Source organism: Micromonospora fiedleri, assembly GCF_016774385.1.
GTDB lineage: Bacteria > Actinomycetota > Actinomycetes > Mycobacteriales > Micromonosporaceae > Micromonospora > Micromonospora gifhornensis.
This window is the reverse complement of the sequence record NZ_JAETXL010000001.1, coordinates 690,518-715,052: the sequence shown is the minus strand read 5'-3', so window position 1 is coordinate 715,052 and position 24,535 is coordinate 690,518. Positions and strand designations below refer to the sequence as shown.

The window sequence follows — 24,535 nt, the reverse complement described above, 5'->3', positions numbered from 1 at the left end:
GCGGCCTCGGTGAACCGACCCGTGGCTCCCACGGTTACCTACCGACCCCGAGTATGGTGAGGTCATGGGCGAACGCGCCAACTTCTGGAAGTTCCCGGTGCCGGGCCAGATCGCGGCGTAGGTTGGCGACCCGGTCGATGACCCGCGATGAGCTGACGCTCTGGGCTTGGTGCAGGACCCGGCGTCCGACGTTCAGCGCCTGCTCGGGTTCATCGGCGAGAAAGAACGCGCTGCACAGCCCGACCTCGTTGAGCACGCTGCTCCGTAGGTTCCCGGGGCCGAAGGTATCGATCGCGTCGGTCACGAAGCGCACGGCCGCCGACCCGTATTTCTTGTCCTGTCGGGCCTTGTCGCGGTAGACGCGGCCGTACTGGGCCAGCAGTTCCCCACGGTCGTAGAACGCCATCCACCTCGGCTCTCGCTCTGCGTCGATCCGCTCGAACTGAATGCTTGCCTCGCCGAGTGAACGCTCTGCGGTTTGGTGGTCGCCAAGAGCCGCGTGCGAGGCCGCTTCCGCGCCCAGCAGAAGGGCTTTGACCGCTGGGGTAGCCTGCGATCCGAGCTGCCCGTGGGCGAGCTGTAGCGCGGCCAGGGCATCGCGGTTGTGCCGTAGGTGTTGTAGCTGCTTGGCTTGCGAATACCGGATCATGGCGGTCAGAGGCGCATCGTTAGCAGCGACTGCGGCCCGTTCACCGGCGACGAAGTGCCGCTGAGCGTCCGCGTGCCGGCCCGCGTCCAGGGCCGTCCACCCGGCCAGTTGGCGAGCTGCTGCCACGGCGGCGACAAGCTGCGGTGTCAGGCTGGCCGAATGCGACCAGTCGAGCATCCGGTAGACCGACTCCGCGAATCGCGCTACCTCTCGGTACAGCGCCCCGCCGCCGCACTCGTAGTCGACGGAGCGATATAGATCCAGTATGGCGTGCAGGCGCGCGACATCGGCAGTGCCGATTCGTCGGGATTGCGAGACGGTGCTGCCGCAGAGCAGCCCCGCACCCGCAGCGACGGCGGCGATGCCGGCCAACAGCATTCGCCGGTTCTCATCAGGACCTTCGACCGCTGGGATGGGCTGAGGAGTTGATTTCCTTTTAGAACCGCCTCGTCCACCTGCCAGATCGAACCACAGGTGCTCTGCAGGAACCTTCAGCAGTGTTGCCCAGTGCGAAAGCCGGTCAAGGTGAGCCAGCGGAGGGCCGTTCTCGATCCGGCTGAGTTGCGCCTGCGTGACCCCCAACCAGCCGGCCACGACGGCCTGCGGCAATGCGGCCCGCCCGTGGTACGGGTGGTGCCGGTACGCCCGGATTACTCGCCCGAGATGCCGCTCGACCAGTGCTGCCCGCATCGGCGGATGCGACCAGAACGACGCCGGGACCTCCGGTGGCATGCTCAGGCGGTCGCGTTCGGCGGCCTGGCAGGGTGCGCAGCGTCCGCTGTCGTTGTCGCGGGCCAGGCGTCCGCCGCAGCGGGGGCAGTTCGCACGTGTCACCGGCAACCTCGCCATTCGCGTGTGGCTGTGTCGATGGTGCTCAGTCGAGCCTATCCATTCAAACCGTTCTGCGGGCTCGCGGTATACGTGCCGCGCATATCGACGATTCTCATGACGTCATGTGCGGCGCGACCGGCCCTGGGCAGCCTGGCAGCAGAGGAACAACCGACGGAAGGAGCAGGATGCTCACCATCGACCGGGTCGGCACCGGCCGGGAGCTCGTCTCCGACGAGCTGTTCGCCGTGCTGACCGCCCGCATCGCCCGCGACAATCCCGAGTTGGTCGCCGACCTACCGGCCAGGATCATGGACCAGGCGCTCGCCTTCCTCGCGGCCTGCGCCATCACCACCGAACCACTCGGTCCGAGCGACCTGGTGGACATCGGCTGGCACACGTTCATCCTGCACACCCGCGACTACGTCGACTTCTGCCAACGCATCGCCGGACGTTTCATTCACCATCAGCCCGATCCGCCAGCTGAGGAAACCGGCCCGTCGGCCCCGGAACCGCTCGGGGTGCCGATTTCCCGGGCAGTCGCCGCGATCCGTGCCGCCGGCCTCGCCGTCGACCAGGAGCTTTGGGTCGGGGCCGCCGATTGTCAGTCGAAGTGCAACCAGTGCCACGCCGGCTGCCACGACAGTCCGACCCGTTGACGCCTCCCGAACGGCGGTTCCAGGCATACGCTGTCTGGGACCGCCGTTCGGAAGGGCCTACCGATGCCGCGCCGCCAGCACTGGCACGATCTCCCCGCCGGGGTGCGACGCGGGGTCGAGCGGCACACCGGCAAAGTCAGCCACGTCGAGTCGCTGCCCGACGGCGCAAACTGCGAATTTGCCGTAACCCTTCACAGCTCCGCCGGGCGCGTCTTCTGCAAGGGCGGACCGGCGGACGGCCCAGGCGCCTGGCTCTACCGCAAGGAAGCCCGAATCAATCCATGGCTTCCCGATGCGGCACCTCGGCTCCGCTGGACCGTCGAGCGGGACGGGTGGCTGCTGCTCGGCTTCGAGCACGCGTCCGGCCTGTACCCCAGCCTGGAACCCGGTTCCCCGGATCTGGATGCGGTCGCGGATCTACTCGCTGTGCTCGCTCGGGAGCTGACACCCTGCCCGCCGGTCGACGTGCAGCCGTTCACCGAGCGCTGGCGCGGGCTCGTCAACCCCGAGCTGGTCGACGGCGACACCCTGCTGCACACCGACATGACGCCCCGGAACTTCCTGCTCGGCGACCGGCTCCGGCTGGTCGACTGGTCTGCTCCCTGCCGAGGAGCCGCCTGGATCGACACGGCGTTCATGCTGGTCCGGCTCATCCGCGCCGGCCACAGCCCGGCCGCTGCCGAGCGTTGGGCTGCCCGCATTCCCGCCTTCGCCGACGCTGATGCCGAGGCGGTCACCGCCTTCACCGATGCCCTGGTCCGCCTCTGGGGCCGGATGCAACGTACCGCCCCGGCCTCGCACCGCGGGCCCCTTCTCGACGCCGCCCGCCAGTGGCACGCTCATCGGCTGAGCCGCCGGCCCACCGCCGTCTAACCAGCGTCACCACTCCTATACGGATCTTGCATGCTGGTCACGATCATCTCGGCATACCAGCACACGTGAACCACAGCGAGATTGGGCGCATGGCCAGGGGCGGGTGCTGGCTCCTGCGTACCGCGTCCCCCGATCGCGGATTCGCTGCCCCCGCCCGCCCCGGTGCCGCTCCACGCAGCACACCACCGGAGGCGCCCGCCGATGTCCGCCGTACTCGCCGACTTTCCCGTCCTCATCCCGGTCACCGACGAGGACCTGGCCCTCGCCGCGCTGGCGGTTCGCGTTCACGCACCCGAGCCTTGGCCGCAGGGCTTGCTCTGCCGCAGCGAACGTGTCCCGTACCCGTGCCGCCTGGCTCGTTGGGGCCACACCACTCTCGAAGCCGCCGGCCTCACCGCCGAGCAGATCAACGGGGACCAGCGCCAAGCCGATGACCAGAGCATGGCCGAGGTCCAGGCACGATGACCGAGGCGGAGGCACGCGAGGCGGTCGGCCGCTGGCTCAGTCTGGTGGCGGCGGACGCGGAGTTGTCCGCGTACCTGATCGGGGTGGACTGGGATCGGCTGAAGGCGCACCTGGCGCGGTCGTTGACCAGCGGGACCGGCGGCGAGCCCGAGGTTCCGGGCCTGGGCTGGTCGGAGGCGCAGCATCGGCGGGCGGTCGACTACCTCATGGGGGTCCTGAGAACGCGCCGGGATCTGAGTGTCGCGAGCTTCTGGGAGGCGGTGGAGGATCGCTGTCCGGGCCTGCTGCCGGAGCGGGCGGCCCCGCTGCTGTACGCCGCGTTGCGCCAGCTGACGATCAGCGGCGACGGCCCGAACGGGTCGGCTCTGCTGGCGGTGCTCGGCCGTGCGTACCGTCGCTACGGCCTGCACCCGGCGCACGCCGCGGTCATCGATGGTGCGTTACAGACCGTTGTGCCCTGGTCGGAGGTCGAGCGGGCCGCCGCGCGGGCGGGCGACGGCCCGGCCTGGTGGCCGGCCGAGGTGATCGGGCACGACCGGCCCTGCGACGGGGTCGCCGTCCTGACGGTACGGCCGTGGCTGTGGCTGCCGTACCAGTGTGGCCAGGCGGTGCCGGTGTGCACGCCGCGTCGGCCCGGCCGGTGGCGCTGGCTCTGCCCGGCGAACGCACCGCGCCCGGACGGCACCGTCGAGTTGCACGTCCGCGCGGTCCCCGGCGGCGCCGTCTCCGCCGGTCTGGTCCATGAGGTACGCCCCGGAGAGCTGCTCCACCTCGGCCCGCCCACGGATACCGGGCTGACCCTGGGCGACGGGCGTGACCTGCTGCTGGTGGCCGGCGGCACCGGGCTGGCGCCGCTGCGGGCCTTGGTCGAGCAGGTCGCCGCCGACCCGGACGGCCGGCGGGTGACCCTGGTCGTCGGAGCCCGCTCGGTGGAGGCGTTGTACGACGCCATCACCCTCGACAAGCTGCGCCACGACTGGCTGACGATCGTGCCGACCTTCTCCCACGACGAGTTGGCCGAGCCGGGGGAGCGGGGCGACGCGCTCACCGTCGCCCTCGACCATTTGTGTCCCGAGCACGAGGTGTACGTGTGCGGACCGCCGGCGATGCTGGCCGGGTCGCGGTTGCGGCTGCTCGCTGCCGGAGTGCCGGGCGAGCGGATCCACCTGCCGGAACGGATTCCGTGGCAATGACGGTCTACCGCAGCCGCAACGCCCTTTGCGGCCCGTTGACCCCGGACGGGATCACCGAACTCGCCCTGCCCCGCACCCGGCTGGCCCGCCGCGGCTACCAGGTCGACGAGGTCGACGCCCTGCTGCACCGGCTCGCCTACGAGCTGGGGGAGCGGTCGCGCCAGCTCGCCGAGGTACGCGCCGAGAACCGGCGGATCAAGAACGCGCTGCGGAGCTGGCAGTCGGCCGAGACGGCACGAAGACTCAGCCCCTGACCCGTCCGTCGGCGAGAGTTCGGGCGGATCAACTGGCAGGGCCCACGGTTGGGGGCCTGTGCTGACATCGAGATGTATGAGACCGTTGTGCCGGTGCGTGATCGCTTTGACACGTGAGGTGAGCGGCATGGGGGTTGTTGGCGAGCCGTCGCAATGGTCGATCGAGAAGTTCGGGCCGCAGTTGGCGCGCGACCTCCGGTCGCGGATTCCGAAGGCCCTATACCGTGCCGTTGAGCTTGCGCAGCAGGCTCGAGAAGCGTCGGCTTTGGACACCGACCACGCGTTCGGCCCGGTCCGCTGGAAGCAGCAGTACGAGTCCCTGCACGAGAACCTGCGGGACCTGCCCGGCGTAACGGACGTGCACCCGCCCGGCGCACAGGTGCGCGTCACCATCTGCCGTGACCACCTGCTGCTGCCTTGGCTGTACGCCAAGCGTCGCGGCGTCGACATGTGCAAGGTCGGTGGGCGGGTGAAAGGCCAACTGATCCGCGACCTGCTGATCCTCTTCGGGCCGAAGCCGGACTACGAAGAACCTACCTTGCCGGACATGCCGCTCAGCCCGGACGAGGCGCGAGACCGGACCCTCCTTCGACAGGCGATCGAGCAGCTGGCACCTCGACCGAAGGTTCTGCTCATCGGCTTCGCCTGCAACTCCGACGAGGGATTGCTCGCCGTCTCTTGGGGTGAGGCTGCGCTCGCGCCGGGCAAAAGGCTGGAGTGGGGGCCGGCCGAGGACCTGTTCACGCTGAACTGACTTCCCCGGCCCCCATCCGCTGCCAGGGCGTGCTGCTCGAACCGGGGAACACCGCCGCCGACCGTGCAACAACTTTGCATCCGCTGGATGGGGTCAGGCCGATCCCGACGACCGACGCGGAGCGCCCCGAAGCAACGTCATTGCCCGCGCCCTCGGCAGCCCGCAACTCAGATCTTGGTACGAGAGTGCCGGAAGGGCAGCTTCCTGCCAGGATTTACAGCGAAGTGGGTTCGCCGCGGTGGGCGGCTCACGCGTTGGTGTCGCCGTATTCGCGGGTGCCGTTGACGTCGAGGGTGATGCGGCTGTTCTCGGTCCAGCCGCCGGTGGCCTGCTGCCAGCTGGGGTCGTCGCGCTCGTCGATGGCCGTCCAGTTTTGGCGGTGGTGGCGTAGCTGGATGGGGCCGGTCGAGGCGCCGGGGGCCAGTGTCCCGCTGGCGAAGGTCAGCTCGATCCAGCCGGGGATCGACGTACCGTGCGGCGGCAGGACCGTCCGAGTCGGAGTCGGGGTCGGGGTGCGGGTGGGCGGCGGTGGCGGTTGGGGCAGCGGGAAGAACTGGACGTGGCGTTGTACGTTGGCGCAGCCGATCGCGGCCCAGTCGCAGTTGGTGACAAGTGAGGTGTTCCCGCCCTCGAACGTCACGTGGTAACGCACCCGCACCTCGGTCAGGTCCAGCGGGGTGGTGCCCGTGTTGACGATCTGGAGGGCGTGCTGGATCTGGTTGTCGGTGGGTGACCAGTCCATGTTGTGGTAGCTCACTCTGGCCTTCCCGTACGCGGTGCGCACCGGGATCTGCGGTGAGTCGAGGGAGTATCCGCCGTTGGTGGAGGCCCAGACGGTGAGCCGGTATTCGGTGCCGGGTGCCAGGTCGGTGAGCGTGAGCTCGGTGCCGGTGGTGGTGCCGAGGCTGCGGTAGGTGTTGGGGCCGAGCCACGCCCGGACCTCGTGCCGGATGGGCGTCGCGCCGGGCTCGCCGATCCAGGTCGATGGTGCCCAGCTCAGGGTGAGCAGGTGCGACTCGTTGGTCACCACCACCGGTGCGCCGGGGGTGGTGAGGATGACCGGGTCGTCGGCCGCGTACGCGATGGCCGTGCCGGTGAGCCCCAGCGTGGCGGCGAGGAACGCGACGAGGGTGAAGCGACGAGCACGCATGGTGAGAATGCTAGAGAGTTACATGCATGTTTATCAATGGTTAGGGGTGTCGCGCTCGTCGCGACCGGCGGCGATGGCGGCAGCCGCCCAGGCGAGCAGGATGCCCATGGTCAGGCCGGGCGGCAGGTACCAGAACGTGAGGAAGCCGGCCGGTGGCGTCAGCGGCAGTGCGGCGACGAGCGCCCACGCGACCCGGCGTGGCAGCACCCCGCGACGCAGCCCCTGCACCCCGCACCAGACGGTGCCCACCAGCGCCGTCAACAGGGCCACGAGGTCGAACACCCACCCGTACCCGGGGCTGTTGTATTCGAGGCCGATCGCGATGGTCGCGGCGAGGAGCCCGTACCTGGTGAGGCGTCGAGGTGTCGCGGTGGCGTGGCGGGTCACCGTCCAGACGAGCGGCAGCGTCAGCAGCATCGAGACGAAGAAGGGCCCGCGCCAGATCCACGCCGGCTCCGACCCCGCGAACAACGGGAGGTTCTCGGCCATCCATCGCGCCGGAGCGGGTAGGGACCAGATGGCTCGGCCGCCGCCGACCTCCCATTGGGTGGCCATCGCGGCGCCGAGAACCATCGCGATCAGCGGTGCGGGAACCGCCAGGGCGTGCCGCCAGCGGACGACCTGCCACCTGCCCTCGACGCCGGACGGGCCGGCGCGATCGGGTACGTGCTGCGGGTGCTCTGGTCGCATCGGTTGATCGTCGCCGCGTCGCTGGGGAATCTCATCGGCGGAACAGCCGAGATCACCAGCGACGCGGCGACGGGTCAGCGGGATTCGATCTGGCCCAGCGGGCCGGGATCGACTGTCGACCAGGCCGGGTCCTGCGGGTTGAAGGCGCTGTGCAGGTACGCCGTGGTGGCCCGCTGGATCAGGGCGACCCGTTCCGGGCTCTCGTCGGTGGTCTCGGTGACGCCGTAGCCGGAGACGCCACCCAGCGAGTGTTCGCCGCCGACCACGGTGAGCAGGCTCTTCGGTGCCGGGCTGAGGTGGTACGGGTCGGTGAACCAGTCGGGTCCGCGTACCGACAGCGGTGAGTCGTCCTGGTCGCCGGCGACGATCAGGGCGGGCGTGGTCATGCCCGCGAAGTCGGGGCTCATGAAGGGGAAGTGTTCGGCGGCGAACGGGGACAGGTCGGTGCCGCCGGTGCCGGTGGTGGCGAGCAGGACGCCGACGGTGACCCGTGGGTCGGTCATGTCCTCGCCGGGTAGGCCGTCGGCGTCGACAACCCGGGCGCCCAGCAGCATGCTTGCGGTCTGGCCGCCCCAGGAGTGGCCGGCGACCGCGATGCGCTGGTGATCGAGTCGTCCGTCCAGGCCGGGGACGGCTGCCTCGATCGTTTTCAGCGAGTCGATGACCTGCGTGAGGTCGGTGACCCGGATGCGCCAGATCTCCGGGTACCGCGGGTCGTCCGGGCCGATGGCGAGGGTCCGCGCGTCGAGGTGGGTGGGCTGGATGACGGCGAAGCCGTGGCCCGCCCAGTGGTCGACGAGCGGTGCGTACCTGTCCATGTCGGCGCCGAAGCCGTGGGCGAAGACGATGATCGGCAGCCCGCTCCCGGAGATCGGGGCGGTGATGCGGACCTGGAGGTCGGTGCCCCGGGCCGGCGCCGGCAGCACCACGGGGCGTACCGAGACCACCGGGCTGGGCAGGTGCTGGGGGATGCTCATTACTGTTGCTCCTCAGCAGAGAGGTAAGCGGATCGGCGTTCCGTTTAGACGATACGGAACCATGTTCCGTTTGCTCAGTCATCGTGACGGAGGCCACAGGACCGTGCCGGCCCGCAACACCGACTCATCGCCCCCGCGCAAACGGGCGGACGCCGAGCGCAACAAGCAGGCGCTCCTGGAGGCTGCCGCCGCCGCCTTCGTCGACGCCGGGGTCAATGCCCCGGTCCGTGACATCGCCGCCCGGGCAGGTGTCGGCGTGGGTACGATCTACCGCCACTTCCCGGCCCGTGCCGATCTGATCGTGGCCGTCTACCGGCACCAGGTGCAGGCCTGCGCCGAGGCCGCCCCCACCCTGCTGGTGACCGGCCCGACCCCGCACGACGCGCTCGCCGCCTGGGTCGACCTGTTCGTCGACTTCCTGATCACCAAGCACGGCCTCGCCGAGGCGATGCGCTCCGACGCGGCCGCCTTCGAGCCCCTGCACGCCTACTTCCTGGAGCATCTGATCCCCGCGGTGACGCTGCTGCTGGACGCCGCCGTCGACGCCGGTCAGATCACCCCGATCGAGCCGTTCGCCCTGCTACGCGGCATCGGCAACCTCTGCATCGGCGCCGACCCCCGATACGACCCCCGCCCCCTGGTCGCCATCCTGATCAGAGGGCTGCACACCTGACGCGCAGATCCTGGTACGACCGCCCCCGCAGGGCCGCGTACCAGGATCTGCAGCGGGTTCAGTGTCCGGGTTGTCGGTATGCGACGGGCAGGTTGACGACGGCGTCGACCTGTTCCGGGGTGAGCAGCGGGATGAGGCGCGCGTTCACCAGGCCGCCCGCCCGCACCGCGATCGCCACGGCGGTGGCGGTGACCTCGTCGGGCAGGTCGCAGATGACGTACGTGTCGTACTGGCCGAACGAGAAGTACAGGGCCTCCAGGCGGCCACCCGCGTTCTCGACGAGCGCCCGGACGACCTCGACGCGTACCGTCCCGCCGTCTGCGGTCAGCCCTTCCAGCCCGCCGCCCGTGTAGTTCGTCGTGAGCAGGAACTTCGCCATCCCGGCACCGCCTTCCGCCTGGTTCGGCGACGCGCCTACCCGCTGCGCCGGCGGTTATTCAGGCGCTGGCGGACCCGGTCATGTCGGTGCCGCTGACTATGGTGCGGGCAGGAGTCGGTCGGAAGGTGGGCGAGGATGCGGGCCGAGTGGGACGTGCCGCCGGGTGTCGAAGCGGAGCGGGTGATCACCGCCGTGCTGGCCGACCTGCGCTCCGGGGAGCATCGGGGTGTGGTGGTCGACTCGCCGCCCGGGGCGGGCAAGTCGACACTTGTGGTGCGGGCCGCCGTGGAGCTGGCCGGCGCCGGCGAGCCGCTCATGGTCATCGCGCAGACCAACGAGCAGGTGGACGACCTGATCGACCGGCTCGCCCGCAAGGCACCCGAGCTGCGGGTCGGGCGGCTCTCCGCGGGTGACTACCGGCCGTCGGCCCGGGTGCGGGCGCACGAGCAGGTCCGGGTCGCCGCGAAGGTCACCGACCTCGCGGCTTCGGCCGTCATCATCGGTACGGCCGCCAAGTGGGCCACGGTCACCGAGGGCCGCTGGCCGTGGGCGATCGTGGACGAGGCGTACCAGATGCGCTCGGACGCCCTGCTGCGAGTGGCCGGCAGGTTCGAACGGGCCCTGTTCGTGGGGGATCCGGGGCAGCTCGACCCGTTCTCCACGGTGGAGGTCGGTCGGTGGGCGGGGCTGACCTGGGATCCGATGCAGTCGGCGGTGGCGGTGCTGCTGCGGCACAACCCGCAGCTGCCGGTGCATCGGCTGCCGGTCTCGTGGCGGCTGCCCGCCTCGGCGGCCCCGGTGGTGTCGACGGCGTTCTACCCGTTCAGCGGCTTCCGGGCCGGCACCGGCTCCGCCGACCGGGCCCTGCGGTTGACCGGGGCCGGGCGCGGTGACGCGGTGGACCGGGCGGTGGAGTTGGCGACCGACACCGGCTGGGCGCTCTACGAGCTGCCGGCGCGGCACACTTTGCGTACCGATGCCGAGGCCGCCGCCGCGTGCGCCGCGCTCGCGCTGCGGGTGCTGGCGCGCGGCGCGGTCGCGGTCTGTGAGCAGGCGCCCGACGGCGCGCCGGTCACCGCGGACCGGATCGCCGTGGGGGCCGCGCACCGCGACCAGGTCGCGGCCATCCGGGCCCAGCTGGGCGAGGCGGGAGCGGGCATCACCGTCGACACCGCCAACCGCCTCCAGGGCCGGGAGTACGACGTGACGATCGTGCTGCACCCGCTCTCCGGCCGACGCGACGCGACCGCCTTCCACCTGGAGTCGGGGCGGCTCTGCGTGCTCGCCTCCCGGCACCGGCAGGCCTGCGTGGTGGTGGCCCGGGCCGGCATCGGTGAACTGCTCGACGCCCACCCGTCGACCGACGTGCCGCAACTGGACGTGCCGGTGAAGTTCCCCGACGGCTGGGAGGCCAACCAGGCCATCCTGGCCCACCTGGCCGCGACGGCGGTTCCGCACCAGCGAGCAGGCTGATCGGCTCGTCGCAGTGCCGCCCCGGGCCTGCCCGTGGTGTCGGTGGTGTCGGTTACCGTCGGTTCATGGGGACGCAGGCCGGCGCGGCGCTGATCGGGCGAGAACATCCGGCCGGCCTGCTCCGGGCGGAGCTGGACCGCGCCACCGCCAGCCACGGCGGCCTCGTGCTGGTCGGCGGTGAGCCGGGCATCGGCAAGACGACCCTGGTGACCGCCGTCGCCGACGAGGCCCGCCGGCAGGGCGCGCTGGTCCTCGGTGCCGCCTGCTGGGATTCGGCGAGCGCCCCCGGTTACTGGCCCTGGTTGCAGGTGCTGCGTGGGTTGCGCCGGTCGGCCGCCGACTGGGCGGTGGCCCGGGAGTCCGCCGAGCCGGCCCTCGCCCTGCTGCACGGCGAGCCGGCCGGCCACCGCATGGTCGGTGGGTCGCACGGCGAGGGTGACGCGGTCGAGCAGGAGGCGTTCGCCCTCTACGACGCGGTCACCACCGCCCTGGTCGCGGTCTCCCAGCATCGGCCGGTCGTGGTGGTCCTGGACGATCTGCACTGGGCCGACGCGGCGTCCATGCGGCTGTTGCAGTTCGCCGCCCAGCACACCTGGTTCGAGCGTCTGCTGTTCGTCGGCACGTACCGGGACGCCGAGGTCGAAGCGGGTGATCATCCGCTGCGCCCGCTGTTGATGTCGCTGACCGCCAAGGCCACCCCGATCACCCTCACCGGCCTGTCCCGCGACGAGGTCGGGGTGCTGATCGCCCGCGTCACCGGGCAGGAACCCACCGCCGACTGCGTCGACGACGTCTACCGGCGCACCGGTGGCAACCCGTTCTTCGTCGAGCAGACCGCTCGGCTCTGGCACGTCGACGGCGCGGCGAGCGGCATCGCGCCCGGTGTCCGGGAGGTGGTGCGCAGACGGTTGGATCATCTGCCGGAGGCGGTGGTCCACGCGCTCGTGGTCGCCGCGGTGCTGGGCCGGGAGTTCCACCGCGCGGTCCTCGCCGCCAGCGCCGGGCTGCCGCCGACCCGCCTCGACCAGCTGCTCGACGTCGCGGTGAGCGCGCGCCTCGTGCTCGCCCAGCCCGACGGCGGGTACGCCTTCGCCCACGACCTGGTCCGGGAGACGCTCTACGAGGGGCTCACCGACGACGATCGCAATGATCACCACGCGGCCGTGGTCCGTGCCGTCGACGAGCACGCCGCGCTCGCCGAGCGGCTGGTCCCCGCCGACCTGGCCCGGCACGCCTGGCTGGCCGGTGACCGGCTCGACCCGTACCGCTGCGCCGACCTGCTGATCGCCGCCGCCCGGGACGCCAGTTGCCGGCTCGCGTTGGAGGAGTCGACGGTGCACCTGCGTCGGGCGCTGGTGATCAGCCGGGACGAGGTGCAACGGGTACGCATCATGATCGAGTTGGCCGATCGCCTCTTCCACACCGGCGACCAGGCCGAGGCGAGTCGACTGCTCGCCGAGACCACCGTGCAGGCGCTGGCGGTCGACGAACCGGCGCTGCTGGCCCGCTTCGCGCTCAGCGTCTACCGACACTGTCAGCTCACCTCGCGGCCGGCGATCGACACGGAGGCGCTGGTGCGGGAGGCGTACCGGCGGCTCGTCGGGGAGCCGGGGTCCGACGTGCCGGTCGAAACCCTGGAGGTCGGCCTGATCAACGCCACCGAGGAGCTTGCCCGCCGCAACCAGGACGACGAGGCGCTCAGCGTCAGCCTCTGGGCCCGCCACGACGCCGCATGGGGGCCGGGGACGGCGGCCGACCGGGCCGCGCTGACCGCCGAGATCCGCGAGGTGGCCCGCCGCTCCGGTGACCGGGAAACCCCGCTCTGGGCCACGTCGCTGCGCTGGGTCGCGCTACTGGAACTCGGTGATCCGCGCTACCTGGACGAGCTCACCGCCTTCGTGACCGCCGGCCGGCAGGCCGGCAAGGTCCGGCACCGGATGGCCGCCAACATCGACAGCGGAATCGTCAGCGCCTTCCGGGGCGACTTCGCGGCCGCCGAAGCCTGCTACGCCGAACTGCGCAGCCCCGACGCGGAACCGTCGTCGGGCCTGTGGTGGGAGGGCTGGGAGGACGACAAACACCTGTTCATCGATCGTCACCTGATCTGGTCGCTGTTGTTGCTGCGTGGGCGCCTCGACGAGGCCCAGGCGTTGCTCGACGGGCTTGATCCGGCCGAGCATCAGTTCCTCGACCTGCTCCACGGGGTCACCGCTGCCGAGCGGGGCGACCACCGCCACGCCGCCCGGATCACCGCCCGGTTGGCAGCGGCCGGTGGCGCGTACCCGTCGGTGATCCTGCCGTTGTGGCTGCGGTTGCAGGCCCAGGTCACGGTGACCGACCCCGGTCGCTGCGAGGCCGCCCGGCAGGCCCTGCTGCCGTACCGGGGGCAGTGGCTGGTCGCCGTGTACGGCTGTGACATCAGCGGCCCCGTCGACCACTGGCTGGCCGTGGTCGACGCCGCCGACAAGCGCTGGGACGACGCCGTGGCCGGCTTCACCGCCGCCCGCGACAACGCCGACCGGATGGGTTCACGGCCCTGGTCGCTGATCGCCAGCACCGCACTGGCCGACGCGCTCATCGCCCGCGACGGCCCCGGCGACTCGGCGGTCGCCGCCGGTCTGCGCCGTGAAGCCGAGCGCGAGGCGCGCAGCCTGGACATGCGGCAGGTGCTCGCCCGGCTGGCCGACCCCACACCCGTCGGCTCGTCTCCGGCACCGGCCGATGGGCCACCGTCCGAGTCCGGGTCGGGTGCGGCGACAACCACCCCGGCGTACGAGTTCTGCCGGGACGGGGCGGTCTGGCGACTCACGTACGGCGGCACCACCGCGTACCTGCCGGACACCAAAGGGCTCAACGATCTGCATCTGCTGCTCGGCTGCCCCGGTGTCGACGTGCCGGCGGTCGGGCTGCTCGACCCGGCCGCCGGGCCGGAACTCGTCGCCGCTCGACGGCTCGGCGGTGACGAGATCCTCGACGAGGAGGCCAGGAACCGCTACCGGCGGCACCTGGCGTTGCTCGACGACGAGATCGACCGGGCGGCCCTGCGGGACGACATGGCGCGCGTGGCGACCCTCGACGACGAGCGGCGGGCCCTGATCGGCCAACTGCGTTCGGCTGCCGGCCTGGCCGGGCGCCACCGCCGCCTCGGCGACGAGGCGGAACGGGCCCGCAAGACCGTCACCGCCCGGATCCGGGACACGCTGCGCCGGCTCGACCAGCAACACCCGCCGCTCGCCGCGCACCTGCGTCAGACCATCTCCACCGGCACCGCCTGCCGCTACCAGCCCACCGAACCCGTGCCGTGGCGACGGTGACCGACCGGGTCGTGGCCGTGGTGGCCGGGCCGTGACGGTGACCGGTCTGCCGGTCCCCGCCACGGCACGGGCGCTGCGTACTGATCAGCGGCGGTTGTAGCGGTACATGGTCAGGGTGCCGAAGACCACGATGAACAGGGCGCTCCACACCACCATCCAGGTCATGCTCGACGCGTCCGTCGTACCGCCCATCGCGGCCCGTACCGACGACACCAGGTGCGTGATCGGGTTGGCCTTGACGAACGCCTGGAGCCAGCCCGGCATGGTCGACGGGTCGACGAAGACGTTGCTGAGGAAGGTCAGCGGGAACAGCACCATCATGCTGACCCCCATCACGGACTTCTCGCTGCGCAGGATGAGCCCGAAGAACGTCCACACCCAGGAGAATGCGAACGAGAAGATCACGAGCAGGCCGATCCCGGCGAGTACGCCGAGCACCCCGCCGTCCGGGCGGAAGCCGAGCACCAGCCCGACGGTCAGGATCACCATCGCCGCCAGGATGTAGCGCAGCACGTCCCCGACGATCATGCCGACCAGCGCGGCGGGCCGCCACACCGGCAGCGTCCGGAACCGGTCGAAGACGCCCTTCTCGATGTCGGTGTTCAGCCCGACCCCGGTGTACATGGTGATCATCACGACGCTTGTCACCATGATGCCCGGCAGGAAGAACTGGAGGTAGTCACGCGGGCTGTCGGCGAGCGCCCCACCGAACAGGTACGTGAACATCAGCACCATGATGATCGGGAACGCCGTCACGTCGAACAGCTGCTCCGGCACATGCTTGATCTTGAGTAGGGCGCGCCAGCTGAAGGCCAGTGACGCCGCCAGCGGGCTGGGCCGCGGCGGTCGCTGCCCCGGCGCGAGAATCGTCGCCAACGCCTCGGTCGACGGCACGTAGACCGACGGCGCCCGGCCGCTTGAGGTGGCGGTGTCGCTGCTCATCGGGCTGCCTCCAAGGCTTCCGGCTCGGCTTCGGCCGGCACGGCGGGACGGTCGGTCAGGGCCAGGAAGACCTCGTCCAGGCTGGGCTGACCGAGGGAGAAGTCGTCCACCACGATCCCGGCGCGGGACAACTCGCCCAGCGCCCGGGCCGCCTGGGCGCTGGCGTCGAGGTCACTGCCGTCGCCGCCGACCCGAGCGGTGATCGCCACCGGATCCGGATCCAGCTGCACCGGCACGTTGAGGGTGGTCCGCAGCAGCTGCTCGGCGTCCGGCCGCTTCGCCGCGTCCCGCAGGCGCAGGTGGATGGTGCCGGAGCCGACCGACGACTTCAACTCGCCCGGGGTGCCCTCCGCGATCACCCGGCCGTGGTCGACCACCGCGATCCGGCTGGCCAGCTTGTCGGCTTCGTCGAGGTACTGAGTGGTCAGCAGGACGGTGGTGCCGTGCGCCACCACCGCCCGGACGATCTCCCACACCTGGTTGCGGCTGCGCGGGTCGAGCCCGGTCGTCGGTTCGTCGAGGAACAGCAGGTCGGGTGTGCTGAGGATGCTCGCCGCGATGTCGATGCGCCGTCGCATGCCGCCGGAGTACTTCTTGACCTGCCGACCGGCGGCCTCGGTCAGCCCGAACGCGGCCAGCAACTGCTCGGCCCGCGCGCGGGCGGCCGCCTTGCCCAGACCGAGCAGACGACCCAGCAGGACCAGGTTCTCCGTGCCGGTCAGGTCCTCGTCGACGGAGGCGTACTGGCCGGTCAGACTGACCCGGGCGCGGACCGCGTCGGCCTCGCCGACCACGTCGTGGCCGAACACCCGGGCCTGCCCGCCGTCCGGGCGCAGCAGCGTGGCCAGCACCCGCACCGCCGTCGTCTTGCCGGCGCCGTTCGGGCCGAGCAGCCCGTACACGGCACCGGCGGGCACCGCCAGGTCCAGTCCGGCGAGCGCATGGGTCTCGCCGAACGACTTGGTCAGCCCCGCGGCCTCGATGGCGAGGCCGGTGGCGCGTCTACTCATGATCTTGTTCTTCCTTCCGTCCGGGACTTCTGCGGGTCGCCAGGGCACCGGCGGTACGCCCGTACGCTCGACTCGCATGCTGCCCCACCACAGCGCACGCCTACGACAATTCGCAGCGTGGCCGACCACTCCTACAACGATGGCGGCCGGCGGTGGTTGTAGCCAGCTTCGCCTTACTGGCGCGAGACGGCGACCGGCCACCGCTAGATCCGATCTAGCGGCGGCCGGCGAACAACCTTGAGATCAGGCGAAGGTGTCCGGGTGCGGGCCGGTCCGTCCGTCCTCACCCCGGTCCAGCCGGGTGATCCGTTCCATGGTCGCCTCGTCCAGCGCGAAGTCGAAGATCTGGAAGTTCTCCGCCATCCGCGTCGGCGTGACCGACTTCGGAAAGACCACGTCGCCGCGCTGGATGTGCCAGCGCAGCACCACCTGGGCCGGCGTACGGCCGAGCTGCGCGGCGATGTCGGTGATGGTCGGGTCGTCGAGCACCGCACCCTGGGCGATGGGCGACCACGCCTCGGTGACGATGCCGTTCTTCGCGCCGTACGCCCGCACCTCGTCGTTGAGGAGATAGGGGTGCGCCTCGATCTGGTTGACGGCGGGCACCACGTCCGTCTCGGCGGCCAGCCGCTCCAGGTGCGGCACCTGGAAGTTGGACACCCCGATGGACCGGGCCCGGCCGTCGGCCTTGAACTCCTCCAGCACCTTCCAGGTGGAGACGAAGTCACCGTCGTAGCGGGTCGGCACCGGCCAGTGGATCAGGAACAGGTCGAGGTAGTCGGTGCGCAGCGCGTCCAGCGACGCCTGGAACGCCGCGCGGGCGTCCGCCGGTCGGTGGACATTGTTGTTCAGCTTGCTGGTGAGGTAGACCTCCTCGCGGGCCAGCCCGGCGGTGCGTACGCCCTGACCGACCTCGGCCTCGTTGCCGTAACCCTGCGCGGTGTCGATGTGCCGGTAGCCGATGTCCAGCGCGCGGCGTACCGCCTCGGTGGTGTCGGCCGGGGAGATCTGGAACACCCCGAAGCCGAGCTGCGGGATGGTGTTGCCGTCGTTCAACGTGACGGTCGGAATGCTGTTCGCCATCGCATCGGCATACCCGTTGACGTCGGATTCTGCACGTCGACCCGCCGCTGTCGGTGCCGCTCGCGCGCTTGCTCCCGAGCATCGGCACAGGTGAGCAGGCGGCGAACACCGGGCGGAGGTGAACGCCGCCGGGCTGAGCGACCTCGCGGCGCTGCCCGGCTTCGATTCGCAGCGCGCCCGGGAGGTGCTGGCCGAGCGGGATCGACGCGGGGGATTCGGCAGCCTGTCGGAGTTCGCCGCCGCCGGGCTGGCCCCGCACGAGTACGCCCGGCTGCGGGACCGTCTGGTGTGTGCGCTGAAGGGCCGGACGCTAGGTGATGACCTTCACCGGCTACACCCGGTCGCAGTTGGATGCGGCGGTGGATGCCGGACGTACCGATGTGACCGCGCTGCTCGCGGCGACCGACCTGCTGGTGGCCGGCCCGTTCCAGGCGGACCGGATCGACACCCGCCGCCCGTGGGTGGGCTCCACGAATCAGGAGTTCGTGGTGCTCAGCGACCGGTTTCCGGATCTGTTGGACGAGCTGCCGGCGAACCCCGACCGGGTCGAGATCACCGTGGACCCGGCCGGACGGGTCGCGGTGAACGGGTGGGCCGACCCGGACGCCCTCGACGAGCTGCTGGCGGGTCTGCGGACCTCGCACCGCTGAGATCGCGCTGACCTGCGCCGATCGGCGACATCGGATACCGTCACTCCGGAGCAATCATCGGGGCAGATGAGCTCCTGGGACGAACGTCTATGTGACTCGGCTGAACAGGTGCTTTGCGGTGCCGCCCCGGTGCAGCAGGATTGACGAACAATCCGGCGCACGGGGGTGCGGGGAGCCGGATATCCACAGAGGAAGGACGTGGCACATCGTGGTGCCTTTCTCAGGTAGGAGGGTGGTCGCCGCTATCGCGGCCAGCACGCTCCTGGGCACGATGGCGCTGGCCGGCCCGGCGCAGGCCAGCCCGAACAACAACACCGTCGCCAAGCTGACCAAGGCGGTGACGGTCAAGGGGGTACTCAAGCACCTCGACAAGTTCCAGGACATCGCCAACGCCAACAACGGCACCCGCGCTTCCGGGACTCCGGGTTACGACGCGAGCGCCGACTATGTGGTCGGGCTGCTGAAGAAGGCCGGCTACCAGGTCAGCCGGCAGCAGTTCGACTTCGCGTTCTACGAGGAGTTCGGCTCGTCGTTCGCGCAGGTGGCGCCGACCGCCACCACGTACGTCGACGGGGTCGACTACCAGTTGATGGACTACTCCGGTGCGGGGGTCGCGCAGGCTCTCGTCGTCCCGGTGGACCTCGCCCTCGAACCGCCGCGCGCGTCGACGTCGGGCTGCGAGGCCAGTGACTTCGCCGGCGTGGACGTCGTCGGCAAGATCGCTCTGGTGCAGCGTGGCACCTGCGCCTTCGGCGACAAGGTCGCCAACGCGGAGGCCGCCGGCGCGATCGGCGCGATCATGATGAACCAGGGCAACGGTACGCCGGAGGCCAACGCCGACCGCTACGACCTGTTCGCCGGCACCCTCGGCGCCCCGGTCGGCATCCCGGCGGTCTCGGTCTCCTACAACACCGGTGCGCAGTTCGCGACCACGCCGGGCCTGACCGTGCGGATCGAGGCCGACACGACCTCGGAGATCCGCAGCACCGAGAACGTCATCGCCCAGAGCAAGCACGGCCGCACCGACAACGTCGTCATGGCCGGGGCGCACCTCGACTCGGACCCGGCCGGCCCGGGCTTCAACGACAACGCCACCGGCAGCGCCGCGCTGCTGGAGGTCGCGCTGCAGATGGCGAAGGTCAAGCCGTACAACGCGGTCCGTTTCGCCTGGTGGGGTGCGGAGGAGGCGGGTCTGATCGGCTCGCAGTACTACGTGGACAGCCTCAGCGAGCAGCAGGTCGCCGACATCGCCCTCTACCTCAACTTCGACATGATCGGCTCGCCGAACTACACGTTCGGCGTGTACGACGGTGACGACTCGGCGCAGGAGGGTTCCGGCCCGGGGCCGGAGGGTTCGGCGCAGATCGAGAAGGTCTTCGAGAAGTTCTTCGCCTCCCGGAAGCTGCCCACGGTGGCCTCCGACTTCACCGGTCGCTCGGACTACGGCGCGTTCATCGACGTCAACATCCCCGCCGGTGGTCTGTTCACCGGGGCGGAAGGCGTCAAGACGGCCGAGGAAGCCGCCCTCTTCGGGGGTGTGGCGGGAGTCGCCTACGACCCCTGCTACCACCTGGCCTGCGACAGCCGTACGCCGGTGAAGGACGGGGCCGACGCGGCGGTGTACAAGTCGCTGGGCAAGAAGTACAAGCTCCACGGCAACGTCAACGTGTTCGCGCTCGACGTCAACTCCGACGCGGTCGCCGCCTCGGTGATCACCTTTGCCTTCGACACCTCGGCCGTCAACGGCGTGCCGGGCAAGGCACCTGGAAAGGGCAAGGGTAAGGGCAAGGGCAAGGGGCACAAGCACCACCACAAGCACGGCCACAAGCACCACTGGAAGTAGGCCGGCTCGCCCGTGACCGGGCCGGGTCCCCGCCAGGGGGCCCGGCCCGGTTGTTCCATCGTCAGGTGCCGTCGATGGGCGGCCGGCCCGATCGGGTCAACCGCCAGTACTGGCGCTTGGCGTCGTCGCGGACCACCACGCCGTAGCGGCCGAGTTCCGCGCGCAACTCCCGCGCCTCGTCGCGCCGGTCCCGCTCCAACGCCTCCTGCCGGGCCCGCAGCAGCGCGTCCGCGCCGGTCGGCAGGCCGGGCAGGTCGGGCACCCAGCGTCGGTACTCGTCCCGGTGCGGATCGGCGTCCGCCCACGGCCAGCCGTGCTCCTTCAACGCCGTGGCCAGTCGGTCGGCCGGCAGGTCGGACCGTTGCCGGACCAGTTCACCGGCGTCGCCGTCGAGCAGCACCAGATCCTTGCCGTCGACGAACGCCACCCGGGTACGCGACCGGGCGACCTCCTGCTCGGTGTCGCCGTGCCGCAGCCGGATCCGGGTGCCGTCCACTGTGACAAGCACCCGGTCGGCGGTGCCCAGCGCGGCGATCACCAGCCCGGCCAGCACTCCCAGCCCCACACCGCCGGCCATCGCGTACCCGTCGGGCAGGCCGTCGACCAGCCGGAACAGACCCTGGGCGGGGGCCCAGGCCAGACCCGTCACCCAGCCCGCCCCGGCGGCCAGCAGTCCACCCGCCGCGGCACCGACGATCGGGAATCCGCCCCAGAGCACCACCAGTTCCCCGACACCGTCGCCGACCACCGTCGGTTCCCCGTACGCCGTCACGTCACCTCCTGGCGCATCGTGCGGACCAGCCCGGCGACCAAGGGTACGACCAGCCACACCAGCAACGACACCGCGAGCCGCTGCCACTGGCCGCTGGTCATGTCGGGGGTGAACAGCGGTTCCATCGTCCGGTTGGTGTCCAGCCACTCGCCGGCGCGGTACAGCGGCTGGACCAGAGCGCCCAGGATGGACCACGCGATCGGCAGCACCAGGTAGGCCACGATGGCCAGTGGGGTGTGCAGCAACAGCAGGCCGAAGCCCGCCCCGATCAGGGCGGTGGACACCTGGAGCACGACGGCGTGCACGATCAGCATCCCGTCGAGACGCCAGGTGCCCGCCCCGCCGGTCGCCTCGGCGATCAGTGTCGCGACGGCCGCGACGGCCAGGCTGACCAGCACCGAGGCCAGCGCCGCCAGCACCACCGCGGCGAGCTTGGCGATGATCACCCGCTCCCGACGGGGGACCAGCGCGAAGGTGGTCAGCGCGGTGCGCTGCGACCACTCGGTGGTGATCGACAGGATGCCCAGCACCGGCAGCAGCACCCCGACCGGGAACAGCGACGGGACGAAGAAGTTGGCGAAGGTCTGCTCGTCGTCCGGCGCGTACGCCAGTTGCAGGGCGATGATGCCGGCGGCGACCACCCCGATGGCGATCAGCAGCCAGCGGCCGGCCCGGGTGTCGACGAGCTTGCGCAGCTCGACCACGGTCAGCCGGCTCATGGGCGGCCGGGGCTGTGCGGCGGCGACATCCCGGCCCACGGCGGGGGCGATGGTGGCGGTCATCGGACGATCTCCTCGGTGGGCAGGACGGCGGCGGACCGGGCCGAGGCCGGGCCGGTGGCGGTCTCGACGGACCGGGTCGACGTCGGGCCGGTGGCGGCCTCGGCGGTGAGGGTGAGGAAGAGCTGCTCCAGACCGCCCGCGCCGGCCGGCCGCAACTCGGTCAAGGCGACCCCGGCCGCGGCGGCGGCCAGCCCGACCGCCTCGCTGTCGGCGCTCACCAGCAGCCCGTCGGTGCTGTCGCCGACCGGCAGACCGGCTCGCTCCAGCGCGTCGCGCAGCGCCGCACGGTCGCGGGCGCGCACCAGGGTGCCGCTGCCGGCGAGCAGTTCCTCCTTGCTGCCCTGCGCCACGACCCGGCCACCCCCGATCACCACCAGCCGGTCCGCGACCGCCTCCACCTCGCGCAGCAGGTGAGAGGAGAGCAGCACGGTGCCACCCCGGTCGGCGAAGTCGCGCAGCAGCCCGCGCATCCAGAAGATGCCCTCCGGGTCCAGCCCGTTGGCCGGCTCGTCCAGCACCAGCACCTGAGGATCGCCGAGCAGCGCGTGCGCCAGGCCGAGCCGCTGGCGCATGCCCAGGGAGTACGCCCGCACCCGGCGCCGGGCCGCCGCCCCGTTGAGGCCGACCCGGTCGAGCAACTCGCCGACCGCCCGCCGGTCCACGCCCATCGTGGCGGCGGACAGGGCCAGCGCCTCCCGCCCGGTCCGCCCGGCGTGCTGCGCGGAGGCGTCCAGCAGGACGCCGACCGTACGGCCGGGGTTGGGCAGGTGGCGGTACGGGTGCCCGGCCACCGTGGCGGTGCCGGAGGTCGGTGGGGTGAGCCCGCAGATCATCCGCATCGTGGTGGACTTGCCGGCTCCGTTGGGGCCGAGGAAACCGGTCACCGTGCCCGGCTCGCAGTGGAACGACACATCGTCGACGGCGGTGTGCCGTCCGTACCGTTTGGTGAGCTGCTGTACCGCGATCATGCCGGTCAGCCTGCCCAGGCCACCCGGTCGAGCGCAGCGGCCGACGGTCTGCCGTCGCGTCGACCAAGGTCGACGCCGAGGTCTCGACTTTGGTAGCTGGTTCGCCCCCGGACGGCTGCCTACCATTGCGCCTGTGACCAGCGCCGCCGTCCTCGAACACCCCGGGTTGCTGCCCGGGGCGCTGGACCCGACGCGCCCGCACGCCCGCCGTACGGCCCGGGACTGGCTGGTCGACAGCCTCTGCTTCGTGGCCGCCCTCGGCTGGGTGGTGGTGGCGACCCTGGATGCCGCCTCCCCGGTACCGGGCTACGCCGAGCGGCTGCCGTACCCGTGGATGATCCTCGCGGACGCGGTGATCGGGGTGGCCTTCGCGGTGGCGCTCTGGTTCCGTCGCCGCTGGCCGGTCGGGCTGGCCGTGGTCACGCTGCCGATGTCGGCGTTCTCGATGACCTCCGTGGTCTCGCTGCTGGTCATCTACTTCACGGTCGTGGTGCACCGGCGTACCGCGGTGGCGCTGGCGGTCACCGCGGGTGGCCTGGTCGCGAACATGTTCTTCGCGCTGTTGCGTCCCGATCCCGAGCTGACGTACTGGCCGACCACCATCTGGGGCGTGGTGATCACTCTGCTGGTGCTGGCCTGGGGGATGTTCGTCCGGGCCCGCCGCCAGTTGGTGCTGTCGCTGCGGGAGCGCGCCGAGCGGGCCGAGGCCGAGCAGCAACTGCGGGTGGCCCAGGCCCAGCAGGTGGAGCGCACCCGCATCGCCCGGGAGATGCACGACGTGCTGGCCCACCGGATCTCACTGCTCAGCCTGCACGCCGGTGCGCTGGAGTTCCGCCCCGACGCGCCCGCCGAGGAGGTGGCCCGGGCCGCCGGGGTGATCCGCACCAGCGCCCACGCCGCGTTGCAGGACCTGCGCGAGGTGATCGGCGTGCTGCGGGCCGAGGGTTCGCTCGCCACGGAGCCGGAACGTCCCCAGCCCACCATCGCGGACCTGCCCACCCTGGTCGCCGAATCCCGGGCCGCCGGGGTCCGGGTCGATCTGCACGACGAGGTGTCCGCCGCCGACGAACTGCCCGCCGCCACCGGCCGGACCGCCTACCGGATCGTGCAGGAAGGGCTGACCAACGCCCGCAAGCACGCCCGGGGCGCGGCGGTCACCGTGGGGCTGCGCGGCGCACCGGCCGAGGGGTTGAGCGTGGAGATCCGTAACCGGTGGCCGGTGGGCGAGCCGGACACCGACGCCATCCCCGGTGCCGGCACCGGACTGATCGGCATCGCCGAGCGGGTGCACCTGGCCGGCGGGCGGCTGGAACACGGCCGCGACGGCAGCGGCGACTTCCGCCTGGCCGCCTGGCTGCCCTGGCCGGCGACGTGAGCGGCGGACCGGTGGGCGAGCAGGCCCGGTCGGAGTCGCCCGACGCGGCGCTGCGGCCGGTGCGGATCCTGATCGTGGACGACGACGCCCTGGTCCGGGCCGGGCTGTCGATGATCCTCGGCGGTACGCCCGACCTGACGGTCGTCGGGGAGGCGGCCGACGGCAGCGAGGTGATGGCCGCGACCGCGGCCTGCCGGCCGGACGTGGTGCTGATGGACATCCGGATGCCCCGGCTGGACGGGCTGGCCGCCACCGAGTTGCTGCGGGCGCTGCCCAAGCCGCCCGAGGTGCTCGTGCTGACCACCTTCGACGCGGACGAGCACGTGCTGCGGGCACTGCGGGCCGGCGCCGGTGGCTTCCTGCTCAAGGACACGCCGCCCGCGGAGATCGTCCGGGCGGTACGCCGGGTGGCGGCGGGGGAGGCGACCCTGTCCCCGACGGTCACCCGCACCCTGATCGCGCACGTCACGGCGGGCACCGCCGCCGATCCGCGCCGGGACCGGGCGGCCCACCTGCTCGCCGGGCTCACCGAACGGGAGCGCGCCGTCGCGGTGGCCCTCGGGCGTGGGTGTACCAACGCGGAGATCGCCGCCGAGCTGTTCATGAGCGTCGCCACCGTCAAGGCGTACGTCTCCCGGCTGTTGACCCGCCTCGACCTGAACAACCGGGTGCAGGTCGCGCTGCTCGTGCACGACGCCGGACTGGTCTGAGTCGAATTCGGCCAAGGCCGGTGCACGGCGTTGAACTATCCCGCCCCGAGGGCCGTACCAATGGTTGAG

The 24,535-nt window shown here is 71.4% G+C and carries 24 protein-coding genes and 1 pseudogene; 14 read left to right on the top strand and 11 right to left on the bottom strand.

Going from position 1 to position 24,535, the window contains the following annotated elements; genetic code table 11:
* Window positions 1–34 precede the first annotated feature (34 nt).
* A complete protein-coding gene (locus tag JMF97_RS03305; protein WP_238358514.1) occupies window positions 35–1,339 on the bottom strand; it encodes a helix-turn-helix domain-containing protein in 1,305 nt (434 codons plus the stop codon).
* Between the two features lie 326 nt (window positions 1,340–1,665).
* Between JMF97_RS03305 and JMF97_RS03300 the strand changes: the two genes are divergently transcribed.
* From JMF97_RS03300 to JMF97_RS03275, 6 genes are all read left to right on the top strand, one after another.
* Window positions 1,666–2,136, top strand: a complete 471-nt coding sequence (locus tag JMF97_RS03300) for a glycine-rich domain-containing protein (protein ID WP_203220144.1) — start codon at window positions 1,666–1,668, stop codon at window positions 2,134–2,136.
* 63 nt (window positions 2,137–2,199) lie between these two features.
* Window positions 2,200–3,009 (top strand): hypothetical protein, encoded by an 810-nt coding sequence (locus JMF97_RS03295; protein WP_203220143.1) that lies wholly within the window; start codon window positions 2,200–2,202, stop codon window positions 3,007–3,009.
* A gap of 201 nt (window positions 3,010–3,210) precedes the next feature.
* A complete protein-coding gene (locus JMF97_RS03290) occupies window positions 3,211–3,474 on the top strand; it encodes a hypothetical protein (RefSeq protein ID WP_203220142.1) in 264 nt (87 codons plus the stop codon).
* Entirely contained in the window at window positions 3,471–4,667 is a 1,197-nt protein-coding gene (locus JMF97_RS03285) for an FAD-binding oxidoreductase (protein ID WP_203220141.1), read from the top strand. The genes JMF97_RS03290 and JMF97_RS03285 overlap by 4 nt, the downstream gene beginning before the upstream one ends.
* Entirely contained in the window at window positions 4,664–4,921 is a 258-nt protein-coding gene (locus tag JMF97_RS03280; RefSeq protein ID WP_238358513.1) for a DivIVA domain-containing protein, read from the top strand. Before JMF97_RS03285 ends, JMF97_RS03280 begins: the two co-directional genes overlap by 4 nt.
* A gap of 127 nt (window positions 4,922–5,048) precedes the next feature.
* Complete coding sequence (locus JMF97_RS03275) at window positions 5,049–5,675, top strand: hypothetical protein (protein ID WP_203220139.1); 627 nt, start codon at window positions 5,049–5,051, stop codon at window positions 5,673–5,675.
* Between the two features lie 247 nt (window positions 5,676–5,922).
* Here the strand turns inward: JMF97_RS03275 and JMF97_RS03270 are convergent, their stop codons facing one another.
* The 3 genes from JMF97_RS03270 to JMF97_RS03260 form a co-directional block, all read right to left on the bottom strand.
* Window positions 5,923–6,825 (bottom strand): cellulose binding domain-containing protein, encoded by a 903-nt coding sequence (locus JMF97_RS03270; protein ID WP_203220138.1) that lies wholly within the window; start codon window positions 6,823–6,825, stop codon window positions 5,923–5,925.
* A 33-nt stretch (window positions 6,826–6,858) separates the two neighbouring features.
* Window positions 6,859–7,515, bottom strand: coding sequence for a hypothetical protein (locus JMF97_RS03265; protein WP_126711645.1), 657 nt, complete (start codon window positions 7,513–7,515; stop codon window positions 6,859–6,861).
* 74 nt (window positions 7,516–7,589) lie between these two features.
* Window positions 7,590–8,492: an alpha/beta hydrolase family protein gene (locus JMF97_RS03260; protein WP_203220137.1), complete on the bottom strand. Its 903-nt coding sequence runs from the start codon at window positions 8,490–8,492 to the stop codon at window positions 7,590–7,592.
* A 61-nt stretch (window positions 8,493–8,553) separates the two neighbouring features.
* Here JMF97_RS03260 and JMF97_RS03255 point away from each other — a divergent pair, with 61 nt between their 5' ends.
* Window positions 8,554–9,165 (top strand): TetR/AcrR family transcriptional regulator, encoded by a 612-nt coding sequence (locus JMF97_RS03255; protein ID WP_238358512.1) that lies wholly within the window; start codon window positions 8,554–8,556, stop codon window positions 9,163–9,165.
* Between the two features lie 58 nt (window positions 9,166–9,223).
* On the opposite strand, the gene JMF97_RS03250 is transcribed toward JMF97_RS03255, so the two are convergent.
* A complete protein-coding gene (locus tag JMF97_RS03250) occupies window positions 9,224–9,544 on the bottom strand; it encodes a GYD domain-containing protein (protein ID WP_013731801.1) in 321 nt (106 codons plus the stop codon).
* 135 nt (window positions 9,545–9,679) lie between these two features.
* Between JMF97_RS03250 and JMF97_RS03245 the strand changes: the two genes are divergently transcribed.
* A complete protein-coding gene (locus JMF97_RS03245) occupies window positions 9,680–11,017 on the top strand; it encodes an AAA domain-containing protein (protein WP_203220135.1) in 1,338 nt (445 codons plus the stop codon).
* A gap of 65 nt (window positions 11,018–11,082) precedes the next feature.
* Complete coding sequence (locus JMF97_RS03240) at window positions 11,083–14,331, top strand: ATP-binding protein (protein ID WP_203220134.1); 3,249 nt, start codon at window positions 11,083–11,085, stop codon at window positions 14,329–14,331.
* Between the two features lie 84 nt (window positions 14,332–14,415).
* Here JMF97_RS03240 and JMF97_RS03235 read toward each other — a convergent pair whose 3' ends face one another.
* From JMF97_RS03235 to JMF97_RS03225, 3 genes are all read right to left on the bottom strand, one after another.
* A complete protein-coding gene (locus tag JMF97_RS03235; protein ID WP_203220133.1) occupies window positions 14,416–15,273 on the bottom strand; it encodes an ABC transporter permease in 858 nt (285 codons plus the stop codon).
* Window positions 15,270–16,283 carry an ATP-binding cassette domain-containing protein gene (locus JMF97_RS03230; RefSeq protein ID WP_203220132.1) on the bottom strand — a complete coding sequence of 338 codons (1,014 nt, stop codon included), beginning with the start codon at window positions 16,281–16,283 and terminating at the stop codon, window positions 15,270–15,272. Before JMF97_RS03230 ends, JMF97_RS03235 begins: the two co-directional genes overlap by 4 nt.
* Window positions 16,284–16,526: 243 nt before the next feature.
* Window positions 16,527–17,366 carry an aldo/keto reductase gene (locus tag JMF97_RS03225; protein WP_203220131.1) on the bottom strand — a complete coding sequence of 280 codons (840 nt, stop codon included), beginning with the start codon at window positions 17,364–17,366 and terminating at the stop codon, window positions 16,527–16,529.
* Between the two features lie 118 nt (window positions 17,367–17,484).
* Between JMF97_RS03225 and JMF97_RS32190 the strand changes: the two are divergent.
* From JMF97_RS32190 to JMF97_RS03215, 3 genes and pseudogenes are all read left to right on the top strand, one after another.
* Window positions 17,485–17,640: pseudogene (locus JMF97_RS32190) on the top strand (type II secretion system protein GspK); the annotation flags it as partial.
* Window positions 17,641–17,683: 43 nt separating this feature from the next.
* Complete coding sequence (locus JMF97_RS03220) at window positions 17,684–18,016, top strand: 4Fe-4S cluster-binding domain-containing protein (RefSeq protein WP_307816759.1); 333 nt, start codon at window positions 17,684–17,686, stop codon at window positions 18,014–18,016.
* A gap of 232 nt (window positions 18,017–18,248) precedes the next feature.
* Window positions 18,249–19,859 carry a M28 family metallopeptidase gene (locus JMF97_RS03215; RefSeq protein WP_203220130.1) on the top strand — a complete coding sequence of 537 codons (1,611 nt, stop codon included), beginning with the start codon at window positions 18,249–18,251 and terminating at the stop codon, window positions 19,857–19,859.
* Between the two features lie 61 nt (window positions 19,860–19,920).
* Here the strand turns inward: JMF97_RS03215 and JMF97_RS03210 are convergent, their stop codons facing one another.
* The 3 genes from JMF97_RS03210 to JMF97_RS03200 are packed head-to-tail and all read right to left on the bottom strand — an operon-like array spanning window position 19,921 to window position 22,381.
* The gene (locus JMF97_RS03210; protein WP_203220129.1) at window positions 19,921–20,631 is read right to left on the bottom strand and encodes a YqeB family protein; all 711 of its coding nucleotides are present in this window, start codon (window positions 20,629–20,631) and stop codon (window positions 19,921–19,923) included.
* A complete protein-coding gene (locus JMF97_RS03205; RefSeq protein WP_203220128.1) occupies window positions 20,628–21,413 on the bottom strand; it encodes an ABC transporter permease in 786 nt (261 codons plus the stop codon). The genes JMF97_RS03210 and JMF97_RS03205 overlap by 4 nt, the downstream gene beginning before the upstream one ends.
* On the bottom strand, window positions 21,410–22,381 hold the full coding sequence (locus tag JMF97_RS03200; protein WP_203220127.1) for an ABC transporter ATP-binding protein: 972 nt from the start codon (window positions 22,379–22,381) through the stop codon (window positions 21,410–21,412). Before JMF97_RS03200 ends, JMF97_RS03205 begins: the two co-directional genes overlap by 4 nt.
* A gap of 133 nt (window positions 22,382–22,514) precedes the next feature.
* Here JMF97_RS03200 and JMF97_RS03195 point away from each other — a divergent pair, with 133 nt between their 5' ends.
* Together JMF97_RS03195 and JMF97_RS03190 are read left to right on the top strand one after the other, a co-directional pair.
* A complete protein-coding gene (locus JMF97_RS03195; RefSeq protein WP_203220126.1) occupies window positions 22,515–23,756 on the top strand; it encodes a sensor histidine kinase in 1,242 nt (413 codons plus the stop codon).
* Window positions 23,732–24,466, top strand: a complete 735-nt coding sequence (locus tag JMF97_RS03190; protein WP_412101321.1) for a response regulator — start codon at window positions 23,732–23,734, stop codon at window positions 24,464–24,466. Before JMF97_RS03195 ends, JMF97_RS03190 begins: the two co-directional genes overlap by 25 nt.
* Window positions 24,467–24,535: the final 69 nt, after the last annotated feature.

Bases quoted from the DNA above. Each gene is read 5' to 3' on its own strand.
- JMF97_RS03305 (WP_238358514.1), bottom strand. From the start codon at position 1,339: ATGCGGGCAGCACTGGTCGAGCGGCATCTCGGGCGAGTAATCCGGGCG.
- JMF97_RS03300 (WP_203220144.1), top strand. From the start codon at position 1,666: ATGCTCACCATCGACCGGGTCGGCACCGGCCGGGAGCTCGTCTCCGAC.
- JMF97_RS03295 (WP_203220143.1), top strand. From the start codon at position 2,200: ATGCCGCGCCGCCAGCACTGGCACGATCTCCCCGCCGGGGTGCGACGC.
- JMF97_RS03290 (WP_203220142.1), top strand. From the start codon at position 3,211: ATGTCCGCCGTACTCGCCGACTTTCCCGTCCTCATCCCGGTCACCGAC.
- JMF97_RS03285 (WP_203220141.1), top strand. From the start codon at position 3,471: ATGACCGAGGCGGAGGCACGCGAGGCGGTCGGCCGCTGGCTCAGTCTG.
- JMF97_RS03280 (WP_238358513.1), top strand. From the start codon at position 4,664: ATGACGGTCTACCGCAGCCGCAACGCCCTTTGCGGCCCGTTGACCCCG.
- JMF97_RS03275 (WP_203220139.1), top strand. From the start codon at position 5,049: ATGGGGGTTGTTGGCGAGCCGTCGCAATGGTCGATCGAGAAGTTCGGG.
- JMF97_RS03270 (WP_203220138.1), bottom strand. From the start codon at position 6,825: ATGCGTGCTCGTCGCTTCACCCTCGTCGCGTTCCTCGCCGCCACGCTG.
- JMF97_RS03265 (WP_126711645.1), bottom strand. From the start codon at position 7,515: ATGCGACCAGAGCACCCGCAGCACGTACCCGATCGCGCCGGCCCGTCC.
- JMF97_RS03260 (WP_203220137.1), bottom strand. From the start codon at position 8,492: ATGAGCATCCCCCAGCACCTGCCCAGCCCGGTGGTCTCGGTACGCCCC.
- JMF97_RS03255 (WP_238358512.1), top strand. From the start codon at position 8,554: ATGTTCCGTTTGCTCAGTCATCGTGACGGAGGCCACAGGACCGTGCCG.
- JMF97_RS03250 (WP_013731801.1), bottom strand. From the start codon at position 9,544: ATGGCGAAGTTCCTGCTCACGACGAACTACACGGGCGGCGGGCTGGAA.
- JMF97_RS03245 (WP_203220135.1), top strand. From the start codon at position 9,680: ATGCGGGCCGAGTGGGACGTGCCGCCGGGTGTCGAAGCGGAGCGGGTG.
- JMF97_RS03240 (WP_203220134.1), top strand. From the start codon at position 11,083: ATGGGGACGCAGGCCGGCGCGGCGCTGATCGGGCGAGAACATCCGGCC.
- JMF97_RS03235 (WP_203220133.1), bottom strand. From the start codon at position 15,273: ATGAGCAGCGACACCGCCACCTCAAGCGGCCGGGCGCCGTCGGTCTAC.
- JMF97_RS03230 (WP_203220132.1), bottom strand. From the start codon at position 16,283: ATGAGTAGACGCGCCACCGGCCTCGCCATCGAGGCCGCGGGGCTGACC.
- JMF97_RS03225 (WP_203220131.1), bottom strand. From the start codon at position 17,366: ATGGCGAACAGCATTCCGACCGTCACGTTGAACGACGGCAACACCATC.
- JMF97_RS03220 (WP_307816759.1), top strand. From the start codon at position 17,684: ATGACCTTCACCGGCTACACCCGGTCGCAGTTGGATGCGGCGGTGGAT.
- JMF97_RS03205 (WP_203220128.1), bottom strand. From the start codon at position 21,413: ATGACCGCCACCATCGCCCCCGCCGTGGGCCGGGATGTCGCCGCCGCA.
- JMF97_RS03200 (WP_203220127.1), bottom strand. From the start codon at position 22,381: ATGATCGCGGTACAGCAGCTCACCAAACGGTACGGACGGCACACCGCC.